10 protein-coding genes and 1 riboswitch are annotated in these 14701 nt (G+C 58.2%); of the genes, 6 read left to right on the top strand and 4 right to left on the bottom strand.

Features of this window, described 5'->3' with window-relative positions; all coding sequences use genetic code 11:
• Positions 1-3: 3 nt before the first annotated feature.
• From HMPREF1206_RS05515 to HMPREF1206_RS05525, 3 genes are all read right to left on the bottom strand, one after another.
• A complete protein-coding gene (locus HMPREF1206_RS05515) occupies positions 4-549 on the bottom strand; it encodes a TetR/AcrR family transcriptional regulator (protein ID WP_016422367.1) in 546 nt (181 codons plus the stop codon).
• Entirely contained in the window at positions 536-2032 is a 1497-nt protein-coding gene (locus HMPREF1206_RS05520; protein ID WP_016422368.1) for an MFS transporter, read from the bottom strand. Before HMPREF1206_RS05520 ends, HMPREF1206_RS05515 begins: the two co-directional genes overlap by 14 nt.
• 212 nt (positions 2033-2244) lie before the next feature.
• A complete protein-coding gene (locus HMPREF1206_RS05525) occupies positions 2245-4092 on the bottom strand; it encodes a hypothetical protein (RefSeq protein WP_016422369.1) in 1848 nt (615 codons plus the stop codon).
• Positions 4093-5003: 911 nt separating this feature from the next.
• Positions 5004-5125, top strand: a riboswitch (TPP riboswitch).
• Between HMPREF1206_RS05525 and thiC the strand changes: the two genes are divergently transcribed.
• The 3 genes from thiC (at position 5124) to HMPREF1206_RS05545 (ending at position 9853) form a co-directional block, all read left to right on the top strand.
• A complete protein-coding gene (gene thiC / locus HMPREF1206_RS05535; RefSeq protein ID WP_042388558.1) occupies positions 5124-6830 on the top strand; it encodes a phosphomethylpyrimidine synthase ThiC in 1707 nt (568 codons plus the stop codon). (Overlaps the previous riboswitch by 2 nt.)
• A 181-nt stretch (positions 6831-7011) precedes the next feature.
• Entirely contained in the window at positions 7012-8196 is a 1185-nt protein-coding gene (locus tag HMPREF1206_RS05540; RefSeq protein WP_196800508.1) for an HtaA protein, read from the top strand.
• A 181-nt stretch (positions 8197-8377) separates the two neighbouring features.
• Complete coding sequence (locus HMPREF1206_RS05545) at positions 8378-9853, top strand: glycosyltransferase family 87 protein (protein ID WP_042388561.1); 1476 nt, start codon at positions 8378-8380, stop codon at positions 9851-9853.
• 2 nt (positions 9854-9855) lie between these two features.
• Here the strand turns inward: HMPREF1206_RS05545 and HMPREF1206_RS05550 are convergent, their stop codons facing one another.
• Positions 9856-10053, bottom strand: a complete 198-nt coding sequence (locus HMPREF1206_RS05550) for a hypothetical protein (RefSeq protein ID WP_005509390.1) — start codon at positions 10051-10053, stop codon at positions 9856-9858.
• Between the two features lie 266 nt (positions 10054-10319).
• Between HMPREF1206_RS05550 and HMPREF1206_RS05555 the strand changes: the two genes are divergently transcribed.
• The 3 genes from HMPREF1206_RS05555 (at position 10320) to HMPREF1206_RS05565 (ending at position 14597) form a co-directional block, all read left to right on the top strand.
• The gene (locus tag HMPREF1206_RS05555) at positions 10320-11702 is read left to right on the top strand and encodes a M18 family aminopeptidase (protein WP_016422374.1); all 1383 of its coding nucleotides are present in this window, start codon (positions 10320-10322) and stop codon (positions 11700-11702) included.
• A gap of 134 nt (positions 11703-11836) precedes the next feature.
• Positions 11837-13249, top strand: a complete 1413-nt coding sequence (locus HMPREF1206_RS05560; RefSeq protein WP_016422375.1) for a M20 family metallopeptidase — start codon at positions 11837-11839, stop codon at positions 13247-13249.
• A 4-nt stretch (positions 13250-13253) separates the two neighbouring features.
• Positions 13254-14597, top strand: a complete 1344-nt coding sequence (locus tag HMPREF1206_RS05565; protein ID WP_016422376.1) for an alpha-amylase family protein — start codon at positions 13254-13256, stop codon at positions 14595-14597.
• Positions 14598-14701 lie beyond the last annotated feature (104 nt).

The following is a 14701-nucleotide window of genomic DNA, read 5'->3' on the forward strand; positions in this document are numbered from 1 at the left end:
TGGCTACTCCATTGACTCTGGAATCAGCTTTGCCGCAGTCTCGGCAATTGCCTTACGCTGCGCTTTCGTGAGTTGATTGCCGTTGAGGTAGTCGTTGGCCCAGAGTCCATCGGAAATCATTTGGACAACGTAGGCCATGCAGGCATCCTCGTCGGTGGCGATCTTCTCCACCGGCGGATTCCACCGGCGCAAAAGGCGCGTCCAAATCTCGCGCAGCTCTGGGTCGGCGGCAGAGTCGATGGACATAAGTAGCTCAGCCCTCGTTGCGGTATCCAGCGAGACTTGGAGGTTCGCGCGTAAGCGGTTGGCGGGGGATACCTCCTCTGCGGGCCCACCTGCGGCTTCGATAAGCTCCTCCTCCCATAACTGCGCCATGTGCTCATGGACGCTGCGAATCATGTCTTCGCGGGAGGGGAAGTGGTAAATCAACCCTGATTTACTCATTCCGCATTGAGTTGCGACATTTTCGTAGGTGACCTCTGAAAAACCGCTTGTCTCGATAATCTCAACGATTGTGTCGAGGATGGCAGTGCGCTTACTCGTGCGCATATTCAGTCTCCTTCGGGTTGCCGCGGAATGTCACCGCAGTCGCAATCGCTGCGATGACAGCAACGATAGCCAGGATAATCAAAATGGCCAGGTAGGAACTGTCGAGGCCTGCGCGGGCGCCGTCGTTAAGCGCTGGCGTGTGAAGCGCATCGGTGAGCGAGATAGTGGCGTCGACAGGCGTGAACAGGGCGTAGAACATGGGTAGGAGACTGCCTGTGATTGCGACGGTGATCAGTGTGCCAAATTCGTAGGACACGGATTCCATCGCCGCCGCCATACCTGCCTTTGACCTCGGGGCTGAGCCGATAATCGCGGTCGACGACACCGACATCACAGAACCTGCGCCGGCGCCGAGAAGTATCAATCCCGCAATCATGAGCGGGAAATTGCCCGAAGAAACGCCGTAGTACATGCCTGCCAGACCGACGGCGTTGAGGAGGAAGCCGCCGGTGATGAGTGTGCGGAAACCCACTCGATGCAGCACCATGCCGCCGATGATGCCAACTGGCAAGGACGCCAGTGCCGCGGTGGCAACTAGCAAGCCCGCGTCGAGTGGTGTGTATCCCACGGAAATCTGGAAGCGCTGCGTCGTCATCAATTCGGCGCCTGCCAGGACAAACATGGCAAGCGCGGCTGCCAGCACGCCACCGGAAAACATCGGCGAACGGAAGACCGAAAAGTCGATGAGGGGTTCGGTAAGGCGTGCCTGACGACGCTGAAACAGTACCGCGCCCACTAGCCCACAGGCGATAGCTGCGACGATGACGGTGGAGGAGCGATGGCCAGCGAGTTCCTTGATGAGCGAAACCAGACCCAGTATGGCCAACATCGCGTAGAGGCTGGTGAGAAAATCCCAGCGCTTGGCCGCGTTGGGCTGATTCGGTGGAGCGAAAATCAGCGTGCCAATGATTGCGAAAACTGCGACAGGGATGTTGATAAGGAAGATTGAGCCCCACCAAAAGTGCTCTAATAGGAAACCGCCGACGACGGGGCCAGCGGCAGCGCCCAGTGTTGCTGTGGCTGACCAAATGCCAATAGCTGTGGCAAGTTCACGAGGGTGGTGGAAGGTCTCACGTAGTAGTGCGAGGGTGGCCGGCATCATGGTCGCGGCGCCCAGTCCTAGGCAGCCGCGGGCGATGACCAGCGCCCAGGCGTGCGGCGCAAAGGCCGCGGCCAGGGAAGAGAAGCCAAAAATTGTCAGGCCCACAAGAAACATCTTGCGGTGACCGATGCGGTCGCCCAGGGTGCCTGTGCCGAGGAGGAGTGCGGAGATCACCAGTGGGTAGGCATTGATGATCCATAGACCCTCCAACTCGGTTGTGTGGAGCTGCTCGCGCAGAACCGGCAGGGCAGTGTAGAGCACCGAGTTATCTATGCCGATGAGTAGTAGGCCGGCGCTGATGATAGCGAGGAAGACCCACCTATGGGTGACTGGAGTGGGCGGATTAGCCCTCGTGGAAGCGGCGTGGTCGGTACTTGACATTCCAGTAACTGTAACGAACGTTCGGTTTAGTTACAACTTTTGGAGAGGCGGCGATTTGGGCCTAAAAATTCAAGAAAAGTACGCCAATCCCGCCCAAGGAGCCGGTGAAAAGTGTCTAAGTTGAAGGCGTTGTTGAGGTACGAATTCACGGACGCCGTTCAATCCCCCCCGTGGCGCCCGAGCGGGTAAGGATCAGCTTGGACGCGCTGACTTTACGCTCGGACGTTGTGCCCAATCACCGCCGGGATAGTAATTGGCGCATCCCCGAAAAGCTCCTTCTGGTATTCGTTCTGCTCGAAAGCGCCGGCATCGTTATCCCTGATGGTGGCAACATTTGTCAGCTTGCGTGCCGACGGTGCGGAGTCCTTTTGGAGCAGTCCGCCACGGTTACCCGCAGTGGTGGCCGCGAAAGCCCCTGTACCACGGTTTCCAGCAGCGGTGCCCGCGGTTCCGCCAGCTGCACCCGTAGTTCCGGTAGCAGTGCTGTTGCGCGCGCTGATTAGAGAATTCATCAATCCACTTCCGCGCTGTGCGGAGCTATTCGAGGCGTTTGGCAAGGCAGAACCCGCGACCCCGGCACCCAAGCCGGTTCCCATCCCACGACCTGCTGTTGGCGTTGACATACGACCGGGACTCGAAGTCGGAAGTCCCGAGGCCGGCGGACGGGGGTTTGCGTTTCCATAAGAAGGCAGTGCCGGGATATTGCCTGCTGGCGTAAGCCCCGCAGTGCGTCCTGCACCGAGGGAGCCAGCCGGCCGGTTGCCGTGAACTCCGTAAGACGAAACTCCTTGCGGTGATGTGCGTTGAAGTGGGGCGCCCGCTCCCGAAGGGGCGACCATGGTCGGATTCGCCGCGTTCGGTTGAGCCATGGCTGATGTACCGGTCGGGGATGTTGACGAGATTGTGGAGCTCGTTGGGCTGCCAGGTGATGCGGAGTGCACAGGGGTAGCAGACGGATTGGTGGGGCTCGACAAAGTCGAAGTGCTCGGTTGAACCTGCGAAGGAGCGGAAGCACTCGCGGCTGTGGATTGCGGTGTTGGAGAATCCGGAATAGTTGAGGTGGCGCCAACTGGTGCGCTGGCGGCATGCATGCTTCCAGTCATCCCCGCAGGCGAAAGACCGAACTGACTAGTTCCAGAACGCCCGGCGACTGTGGCTCCAACGGAAACCTCGGCAGTCACACCACTTCCCGCATCGGCAGATACCAGGTTCGGAATTCGGGGAATAGCTGTCTGTAGCTGTGCGGTATACGGACCAGAGAGAAAGGCCGCTACCTCGGCCTGTTCAAAAGCCTTTTGCGCGCCAGGGTTTGGGAGTGCCTTGGACTCGGCCTCAATCGCCGATAGTGCATTGACAGCCATCGCCTTCACGGACGGCAAAACGGCAAGGTGTCCGGCCATGACCTCAGATGCGGTGGCGATGCTGGTTGCGCGCGCGGCCAGACCTTTCATCGTCGTATCCGCAGCAGAGAAGACCGCACCGCTGTTGCTCGACACCAAGCCAGATGAGATGGAGGTTAGATTGCTGGCCAACGTGGTCATAGTTTCGGCGAAGTTGTTCCAGTAGGCGATTGCCTCGGCTACGGCACCGTCGTTTGTCGAGGAAAACATGGATAGTAGGGACTTCGCATCGAGACCGAGTTCCGCAGAAAGTGTGACTGGCGCGAAAGTGAGACTTCCAGCTTCAAACATTGGCCGACGCTGAAATACACCGCTTGTTCGCGCTACTTCAGCAAGAGAAGCGCCGTCACCATTGAACGGGTTAATGCTTCGAAGAATCCGGTTCATGGTGGATTCGTGCTCAGTGATCACGCGGCGGAAGTCAGCGAGATTCGTTTGCGCCCACGTGAGCTGTTTGCCCAGAGACAGTCCGACGGCGGCAGAGCTTCCCGAACTGCCGGAAATTGCGAGACTGTGTTCTGTCGCCACCAGCTGGAGTGACGGAACCTGTGAGTAGCCGGCCAAGTTGGGCTGCATAAATCTGGAACCGCTTGCTAGGACATTCGTAATACTGAACTTCTGGATTGCAGAGTCGATTGTTGGAATTACGGCATGCATCATGATTCTTCCCCCAAGTAATCAATTAACAGCTCATTTACGGGAGCGCACCGTCGGTGTTGTGGGTCAGGGCTATCTTGTCCTGTTGTGTCGATAACGAATCCGAGAGCCCCTTGTTCTGTTTCGACAGAGGCGATACAGGCGGAACTTCCTAGAGGTTCTGTTTGAGTGAATGTCACCCAATTGAAAATCCCTTCGTGATGAGCCAAAGGCTCGGCACTGTAGCGCTCGAGTTGCGAGTGAGCGACCGCGGCGTGCCAGATGCTCAACAGGCCGGAAGGGGTGGATTCGATAACGCAGCCAATCTGTTTATTTCCTTCGATTCGGCCCTCCATGTACGTCTGCTCCCGGAACCCCAGCCTGTCGAGGCGCCCCATAATCTCAGGGTCGTCACACGGATTGGTCAGGACGAATTCGGGTGCGTCGTAGTTGTAGTGCCCATCGGGGCCAAGTGGAGCATCACCGGGCTTCGGCGGATTGTTGGGTGGAAGCACACCCGCAGGTAACGTCACGCCCGAGTCAGTAGTGATAGCTGTCGCATTGTCGCCGGCAGGTTGAATATCCTCGCCGGAGGTCGTAGTCGATGCGCAACTAGTCCCCGTTATTCCCCATAGAAGTGCTGACAGTAGGGCGGCAGTAGTCGCCTTTTTCAATTTTCCCTCCCCAAAGAATTTGTGTGAGAAAGATATAACACTGCGATCACAATCGTGCTTGTTGAGAAGCCGAAAAAATAGACCGACTGTGGATAACTTTTTAGGGGTGTGGACAACGCGGTCGCCATGCAAAACAGCGCCGCTGCACAGCCACAACCTGCACCTTTGGGGTGTGTTCTCCGTGCCGTCGTTAAGCGTTGGTGGCAATCGTGGGCGTAATGACCGAAGTAATCTGAACGATTGGTTAGACTATGAGGCGCATTACAAAACCACGGGAGTGCCAACCGAATTTCCGGCACTGAGAGGACGCTAGGGATCGAGCGTCGACCGGACGAACCTGAATCTGGGTAATACCAGCGTAGGAAAGGGATGTGTTGCTTCATGGCCGCACGTGTATCTGTATCCGCTCCGCCAAAAGAGGGAGAGGTTACAACTGGTCCGATTTACCGCAGCAACAAGCATTACGGCGAGGTTGCGTTCAGCAATGATTTCGGTGAGGTGAACCTGCGCATTCCAGTTCGTCGGATCAATCTGACGGACGGCACTCACTTCGATGCGTACGACACCTCGGGTATTTACACCGAGGAAAACCCGAAGCTGAATTTGAAGGAGGGGTTGGCTAAGACTCGTGACTCGTGGCCGAAGGCTCCGGCAGTGCCGGCGGTTGCGGGTTCTGAGGAGGCTCCGAAGGTCAAGACCCAGCTGGCTTGGGCGCGGGCAGGAATTGTCACTCCGGAGATGGCATTCATTGCTGCTCGTGAAGGTGTGGATCCGGAAGTTGTGCGCGAAGAGGTCGCTGCGGGTCGTGCCGTGATTCCGGCCAACCACAAGCACCCGGAGACTGAGCCGATGATTATTGGCAAGCGCTTTGCCACGAAGATCAACGCCAACATCGGCAACTCGGCCGTGACTTCGTCTATCTCTGAAGAGGTGGAAAAGATGGTGTGGGCAACCCGTTGGGGCGCGGACACCATCATGGACTTGTCCACTGGTAAGGACATTCACGAAACCCGCGAGTGGATTCTGCGTAACTCCCCGGTGCCGGTTGGTACGGTGCCGATTTACCAGGCGCTGGAGAAGGTCAAGGGTGACCCGGCCAAGCTGACCTGGGAAATCTACCGCGAAACCATCATTGAGCAGTGTGAACAAGGCGTGGACTACATGACCGTTCACGCGGGTGTGCTGCTGCGCTATGTGCCGCTGGCCGCCAACCGCGTGACGGGCATTGTCTCCCGCGGTGGTTCGATTATGGCCGCATGGTGCCTCGCGCATCACCAGGAGAGTTTCCTCTACACCCGCTTCGCTGAGCTATGCGACATTCTGGCGCAGTACGATGTCACGTTCTCCCTCGGTGACGGCCTGCGTCCGGGCTCTATTGCCGACGCCAACGATGAGGCCCAGCTGGCTGAGCTGCGCACCCTCGGCGAGCTGACCAAGATCGCTAAGTCCCGTGGCTGTCAGGTCATGATTGAAGGCCCGGGCCACGTTCCGATGCACAAGATTGCCGACAACGTGAAGTGGGAAGAGGAGTGGTGTGAGGAAGCACCGTTCTACACCCTCGGCCCGCTGGCAACCGATATCGCGCCGGGCTATGACCACATCACGTCGGCTATCGGTGCGGCAATCATTGCGCAGGCTGGCACCGCCATGCTCTGCTACGTCACGCCGAAGGAGCACCTGGGTCTGCCGAACCGCGACGACGTCAAAGTCGGCGTGATTACTTACAAGATTTCCGCGCACGCCGCTGATCTGGCAAAGGGCCTGCCGCGCGCTCAGGAGCGTGACGACGCGCTGTCGAAGGCTCGCTTCGAGTTCCGTTGGCACGACCAGTTTGCACTGGCTCTGGATCCGGACACTGCGCTGGATTACCACGATGAGACCCTGCCTGCAGAGCCGGCAAAGACCGCGCATTTCTGTTCCATGTGTGGACCGAAGTTCTGCTCCATGCGTATTTCCAAGGACGTACAGGACTACGCGAAGGAACACGGCCTGGACTCCGTTGAAGCAATCGAGGCCGGCATGGCTGAGAAGTCTCAGGAGTTCGCTGATCAGGGTAGCCGGGTCTACCTGCCGATTACTGCGGAGTAGTGGATTGTCGCAGAAGATGCTGAAGTAAGCCGCGGTCGAGCTCTATTGGGCTTGGCCGCGGTTTTCTTTTGGTCTGACCTATTTCTGCGGACTTCAGTGTTGAGCCTCAAACGGGGGTGGGTAAGGCGCACCTTAATAAAGGCGTTAGGCAAACCTAACTAGTGGGATGTACATTGCTTGTATGCACAGTCTGAGGTTCCTGACTTTCGATAATTCCCACCGCCATCTTGCAGGTGCTCACGAAACTCGCCGTTCATTCAGCTCTGAATCATCCACGGTTGGAGAAGGCGTTCGTCGACCGGTGGGGCGGAGTGCGCGCAGAGCTGCTACTGCGGTTTCGCTGTCCGGTGCCATGGTCCTTTCGGCGTTTGTGTCCCCGGCAATGGCTGAAACTGCGAAGCCAATCGTGCCGGACGATTTTCCCAATGTGATTAATCCAGCGGAGAACTTCCAGCCGCAGGATTCGCAGTATGTCGAATCCCCGGAAGTTACTGTCACTTTTGAGGACGGCACTCCAGCTGAAGGTGCCACGGTTCATCGCGGCGATGTTCTCATTGTTCGCGGCAGTGGTTTTAATCCGTCGGCCAACCGTGGTGGTTACCCGCTTCCAATTCCTCCGGGTGTGCCCAATGGTGTTTACGTTCTCTACAGTGCGTTCCCGGACTCGTGGAAGCCGAGTGAAGGTGCTCCGTCCTCGTCGCGGAAACATCCGCACGACAACATTGCCTGGGTCACGCCGGCTGGAACTCTCGAGGCGATACCGAACCAGGGCGTCGACATGCGGCGTTCTATCGCTCGTCAGGCTACCCCGATGGCAGATGACGGCAGTTTTGAGGCTCGCATTGTTGTTGACCCGCCAGAGACTCCAGCTGGTGATAACTGGGGCATTTACGTCTACCCGGCAGCCGGCTCGATTAATGAGGCCGAGGAAATCTACATCCCGTTGAATTATTCGGATGCTCCGGGCAAGAATGCTCCGGCTCCCTCGAGTGAGGATTTAGTAATTTCTGTGTCTGCTCTAGAGAAAGTATTCGGCGCGCTGGGTGGTGGCGTCACTGCCAAGAACGGTGCCTTAGAGCCTGAGGCCGGTGTCGTCTCATTCACCCGCGACAATGACAACAGCGATGCCGAAGGGGAGAGCTACCGCGGAGAAGTTCACATCACCGCGAAGTTCAGTCTGGTTCATGTGGTCGTCCGTAATCCTCGCATTGAGGAAGGCCCGGCCGGAAAGATTATTACGGCAGAGGTTTCGCAGGGCTACGATGTCGGTCCGGATGAGATGGAGCGTATGCCCATTGCCGCTGTGGTCGACAGCGATGGAGATCAGCTGATCACGACCATCGGCACTATTTCACAGTTCCGGTAGTCCCTCCGACCATCACTGCCGCCAACTGTCGTCTACCTGGCACTTCGTTCGAAGTAAGCCGTCATACCTTGCGGGTTCTTGCGGGTTGTAACCACTGCCGTATTGGAATCACTACATTAGATAGAGGCGCTTACCAGCGATGAGGAGGAACGTGGGACGGCATAGTCGGGCAGAAGGACAGGTGTCACAGGATGGGGCATCGTCACAGGCTGCGGAGTCGCAACGTGCTGTTGCGGAGTCTCCGTCACGGGCCTCGCGAAAAGTGCGGGCTCGCAAAACCCGTCAGGCCCCTGCGCTGACGCAATCGCCTGTGATGAGCTGGCCTCTTATGCTGGTCTCGCTGCTCGGTGGTCTTGCCTCGCTGTTGGCCTGGAATGGTCGTACTCAGCCGGACGATTGGGCTTCGCTCTGGGTGGGCGGGCTACTTATGGACAGGGGGCTTGAGTCCCATCTCTATGACGCCGATTCAATCGATTTCACCGCCATGAGCGGAGAGGCCTGGCCACGCCTGGCGCAGGAAGTGTCTGCGCCATTTACGCATCCCTTTGTACAAAACCCTTTGTTTGCAAAAGCTCTGGGAACGATATCCCACGTCATGAGCTTTGAAACCTCGGTTGCTTGGTTACTGTTTCTCTCTGGAATGGCCGTTGTGGTCCTCGTCGCAGCTTCCTACCACCTGTGGTTTCGATCCACCATGCCCTGGGGCATCGCAGCGCTGGTTACCGCCTGCGTATTCGCTCTGCCGACCACTCTTAATTCGTTCTGGATCGGTCAGACGACACCGTTGATTGTCGCGGGCGTCGCCTATGGTCTTGCCGCCTCGCGCACTCGTCCTTGGCTTGCGGGCATCGTGCTCGGCATCGTCGCATCCATTAAATTGACTCCGTATGCGCTCATCGCCGTGATGCTCTTTTTCGCTTATCGACGGCGCGCAGCCCTCTGGTCGCTGGCCACCACGGCGGTACTGGTGGTCTGGATGTTTATCCGCATTGACACGCCGGTTATTTCGGACTGGATTGACCGGATCGACGACATTGGCGCGTCGGTTTTGGTCGGTGGTGTGAATCAGTCGTTGGCGTCGACTTTAGCCACAGATCTGGGCAATCCTGATTTATTAGTAACAGTGGTTCGTGATTATCCGAGTCACGTGAAAACGATTCCACTGTGTATTGCGCTTGGTGTGGTGTTGATGGTCACGGCAGTTGCGTGGTGGAATCCGGTCTACCGGTTTGAATTTCTGATCACGGGCGCGTGGCTTATTGCAGCCACATTCTCATCGATTCTTTGGACCCACTACATGTTGATGCTGGTCACGTCTGTGTCCGGTTTGGCCGCCATGGCGCGGACCCGATTGACCAGACAGTGGCCGTATATCGGTATTGCGATGCTAGTGATCCTGCTGTCGTTCCCTGTGACAAACCCGGTTGCTGCTACGCCGTATACCGGCGGATTTGTGTACTCGGGGATTACTGCGATGCTCTTGACGCTGGCATTGATGCTAGTTGTTGGTGGCTGCCACGCGTTTGCGGTACATCGGTACGGCGATGGTGATGCAGGCGAGGTTGGAGCTGGATTGGGCAGTGATTTAGCTGCCGCGGAGACGTTGAAACTTCCTCAGCCAGAGCCAATGGTTCTGTTTGACTTGAGGAAGCGCTAGATTTAGCGGCTCAGCATGGAGACGATGTCACGGGCAGACATGTCGCTGTAGATCTCATTCCGGGCGCGCTTAACCTGGTGGCCGAAGTGGACTGCGTTAGCGTCACTGCTGGTGTCGCGGGTAAGAGCTTCGCGCAGCGGCTGAGAGAAAAAGGCGCGCTTGGTAGTGAAAGAACGGGGGAACAGGTTTTCAAGGCTCACGGTATAAACCCTTTCTGTGGTCGGAATCCGGTCGGGACTCCGGTTTGAGAGTTTCTGTATTCAAATGGTTTTCTTTGATGCGGTAGCCACTATATGTCTGAATATGCCCGATATCGAGTTAAAACGGGCAAAAGTGACTAAGTGGATACCGTTCCCAACATGAAAGCTGCATCACACAATGGCCCGGCTTAATGCTCGGTCACGGTCAGTTGTGGGGGCTCCAATACAATGAAATGCGGAATCAAATGTGAAGTAGGAGTTTGGTTATGGCTATTTCTTCGACACCCACCCCTGAGTCCCCGGATTCGGCGGATACCTCGGAAGCGGCATCGCGCAGCGTTCCGGCGGCAGCGCTCAGTCACGTTGAAGATTTAATTGATTTTGTGGCTGCGTCGCCAAGCTCATTTCATGCGGCACAACAGGTCGTTGACCGTCTGAGCGCAGCCGGTGCCACGGTCATCGACGAACACGAGCAGTGGCCAAGCGAACCCGGCGCTTACGTCCTGCGTCGCGATGGCGCTGCCGTTGCTTGGATCGTCCCGGAGACGCCGGCTGCCGATTTCACCGGTTTCCGTATTGTGGGTTCCCACACGGATTCGCCCGGTTTTCGTGTGAAGCCCAACGCGCGCGCCTCGGCCGCAGGCTATGCGCAGGTCGCCGTTGAAGTCTACGGCGGCGCGTTGTTGGGAAGCTGGACCGACCGCGAAATCGAGTTCGCGGGTCGGGTAATTGATAAAAGCGGCAATGAGCACCTTGCTCGCACCGGCCCGGTCGCGCGCATCCCGCAGTTGGCTATCCACCTCAATCGTGCGGTTAACGAAGAGGGGTTGAAGCTCCACAGACAGAATCACACTGCACCGATCATCGGACTAGATGCCTTCGGCACCGATGTGCACCAGGTCATCGCCGATGCTGCGGGCCTGTCTATCGACGACATCGTCGCCTGGGACCTCATTTCCTTCGACACCCAGCAGCCGCGCACCTTCGGTGCTCACGATGAGTTCCTGGCTTCTGGTCGACTCGACAACCTGCTCAGTGTCCACTCCTCCCTGGTCGCCTTCGAGACCTTGCTCCGTCAAAACTGGAGCACGTCAGCCACCATCCCCGTCATGGTCGCTTTCGACCACGAGGAAGTCGGGTCCGCCTCCACCACGGGCGCTGCAGGGCCACTGCTTGCCGACGTTCTGTCCCGCATCGCAGCGGCCACAGGCGCTGACCTGGAACGCACCCAGCAGCTCTACCGCGGTTCCATCTGTCTCTCTGCCGACGGCGCACACGGTGTGCACCCGAACTATGCAGGCGAACACGAGCCGGGGCACCAGCCGGAACTCAATGCCGGCCCGGTGGTGAAGATCAATGCCAACCAGCGCTACGCCACCACGGCGGCCGGTCAAGCCGAGGTTGTCCGGATCGCAGCGGAAACCTCCAAGCGCATTGGTCAGGAAGTGCCAGTGCAGTATTTTGTCTCTGCGAACCATAAACCATGCGGCTCCACTATCGGCCCGATCACTGCAACGCGACTGGGCATCGACACCATCGATATCGGAGCCGCGATGGTCTCCATGCACTCGGCGCGTGAGATGTGTGGCACGATTGACCCATGGTGGTTGGCCGAACTCACCGTGGATTTCTGGGGTGCCGGAAACTAGCAGCTCGCTGGCAGCGCTTAAGTCACCTCTAGCAGGGGAGATGTCGGGACGCTGGGGCCGTCGTGAAGCAAAATTGGTGAGGGAATTTCCGTAGCTGCTCGTCGTGGAGCCTATTTTCTGTCATGCTATGAACCATGACTGATGCTAACGACACCCTGCCGTCGCACCGCCTTGAAGTACCTATCGAAGAGGCGGTGGCATGGCGTCGCCAACTGCACCAGAATCCGGAGCTGAGCTTCCGGGAGTACAAGACCTCGGACATGATTGAGGATCTGCTTAATCAATGGGACATCCCGACGTACCGGTTGACCCCGACGTCCGTAATTGGCGTCATCGAGGGAACAGCAGGCGACCCCAGCACTGGCCGTGTGATCGGCTACCGCGCGGATATTGACGCGCTGCCAATTCAGGAGGAAACGGGACTGCCGTACGCCTCGCGCACGCCGGGTGTGATGCACGCCTGTGGTCATGATGTGCACACGGCGATGCTGCTAGGCACGGCGAAGGTACTCTCTGGAATGCGCGATCAGCTGCACGGCAAGGTGCTGTGCATCTTCCAGCACGCCGAAGAAATGCTGCCGGGCGGTGCTCGTGAGCTGGTCGACAAGGGGGCCGCCGATGACTTGGATGAGGTCTATGCCTTCCACGTCGCGCCGCATCCGGTGGGGCATGTGGGGATCTGTGCTGGGCGAGTGACAACCATGTCGGGCATCGTCTCAATCGCGATTCGTGGCCGTGGCGGTCATTCCTCGAACCCGCAGCTGTCGATTGACCCGGTGCTCATCGCCAGCGAGGTGACTCTCATGCTGAACACGATTGTCTCCCGTGATGTGGATCCGAAGCACATGAACATCGTCAACGTCGGCTCACTGCACTCAGGTGAGGCCGGCAATGTGATCCCGGATACGGCCAACCTGGAAGTGTCCATCCGCTCGGTGGATGAGGCCGACTGGGAGATTGTCTGCCAGCGTATCGAGGCCGTCATCAACGGCGTCTGCCAAGCTCACGGCGCGCAGGCGACTTTCGACTGGCAGATTCCGTACCCGATGGTGGTCAACGCCGACATTGCAGTTAATCGTGCTTGGCATGCGGCGACGAAGGCGGTGGGCAACTCCAAGGTGTTCGCCGCCGATCCGTGGGCTCCTTCGGATGATTTCTCCTATTTTTCCCGTGAAGCGCCGGGCTGTTACATGTTCCTCGGCACCGGTGGCCCGGAAGCGGGTAATCCCTTCTTTCTCCACAATTCCAAGTTTAAAATTGTGGAGAGAGCCATGGTCAATGGCATGCGCACGGAAATCCAAATCGCGCTCGACGCACTGAACCCGTCGAAGAATCATCCGCCGGAGCGCCCTGCTACATCTCCGACCATGCCCGCAGCAGGTTCCGTGCCTCCACGGCCGCGGAAGGCAGGCCTTGGCACGCCGCAGTCGCATGCGGGCCAGGCGCGGGCGTCGTCAAGCGAATCGGCGAGGGAGACCTCACCGAGTCCTGAGGCGGCGGCATCAGATAATTCCAATCAGCCTCAGGCACCTAGAGAGGATGCATAGGACAATGTCCACTACCCCCAACGCCCCTGGTAAGACGCTCGCTGCCGCCGCACCTGAGTGGTCGAAGTGGGCGATTGGATGGCACGTCTATCCACTGGGGTTTGTGGGAGCGCCCATCCGTGAAAAGGATCGAGGTGCCGAGCCAGTCAATCGAATTCGCAAACTGATTGGCTGGCTTCCGTACGTCCAGGAGCTCGGGCTCAATGTCCTGCAGCTGGCGCCAGTATTCGAGTCGACTAGCCACGGCTACGATACCGAGGACTACTACCGTATTGACTCGCGCCTGGGTACCGAAGAGGACATGAAGGCTGTCATCGAAGCTGCCCATGAGCGCGGCATCAAAGTGCTTTTCGACGGCGTCTTCAACCACATCGGATCAGAGGCGCCCGCGCTGAAGACTGCGAAGGAAAACCCTGACTCTGAAGAAGCGCAGCTCTTTGCGTTTACGCACTCAGATGGCGACATGGCCGCGCCGGTGTTTGAGGGCCATGAGAGTTTGGTCGAATTCGATCACACCAGTGACGCGACTGTTGATTTTGTCGTGAACGTGATGAACTACTGGCTGGCGCGGGGGATTGATGGCTGGCGACTGGATGCGGCCTACGCAGTGGCCCCACACTTCTGGCACAAGGTTTTGCCACGAGTGCGTGCTGAGCACCCGCACGCCTTTATCTACGGCGAGGTCATCCACGGTGACTATGCGGAGATTGTGTCGGTGTCTGGCATGGATTCGGTGACGGAGTACGAGCTGTGGAAAGCGACCTGGTCTGCGCTGAAGGAGGAAAACTTCTTCGAGTTGGACTGGACTCTGAAGCGCCATAACACCTTCGCGGAGTCTTTTGTGCCGGTGACGTTTGTGGGAAACCACGATGTTTCACGCATTGCGACGCAGGTAGGGGCCGACAAGGCCGTGCTGGCGGCAACTGTGCTGTTTACCGTGGCCGGTGTGCCGCTGGTCTACTACGGCGACGAACAGGGCTATACCGGTCTCAAAGAGGAACGCATCGGTGGTGACGACCAGATTCGTCCAGTGTTCCCGGATTGCCCGGACGAACTCTCTACGCTTGGCGCGGATCTGTATCGCGCTTACCAGCAGCTCGTTGCGGTGCGACGCCGCTTCCCATGGCTGCACTCCGCTCTCGTGGAGACTGATGAATTGCGTAATGGTTTTCTTCGCTACCGCGTGACCGCGACCGACGCGGCGCTCGTGGACGATGCTGCCGGAGCCTCGGGTGAGGTTGGAGCTTCCGGCGAGATGCCCTCGCTCGTTGTCGAACTGAACCTGGAAAACGGCGCAACCAGCGCGGTGATCCGTGATGGTGAACACGTGGAATTTGAGTTTTCCTAGGCTCTCATCGCGGCTCTAGGCTGCCCCGGAGAACCAAAACCGCCCGGACACCATGTCCGGGCGGTAATTCTTTCGTGTCCCATCGGTGAGTGGGCACAAGGGGT

The sequence above is a fragment of the Corynebacterium sp. HFH0082 genome (assembly GCF_000411235.1).
Taxonomy (GTDB): domain Bacteria; phylum Actinomycetota; class Actinomycetes; order Mycobacteriales; family Mycobacteriaceae; genus Corynebacterium; species Corynebacterium jeikeium_D.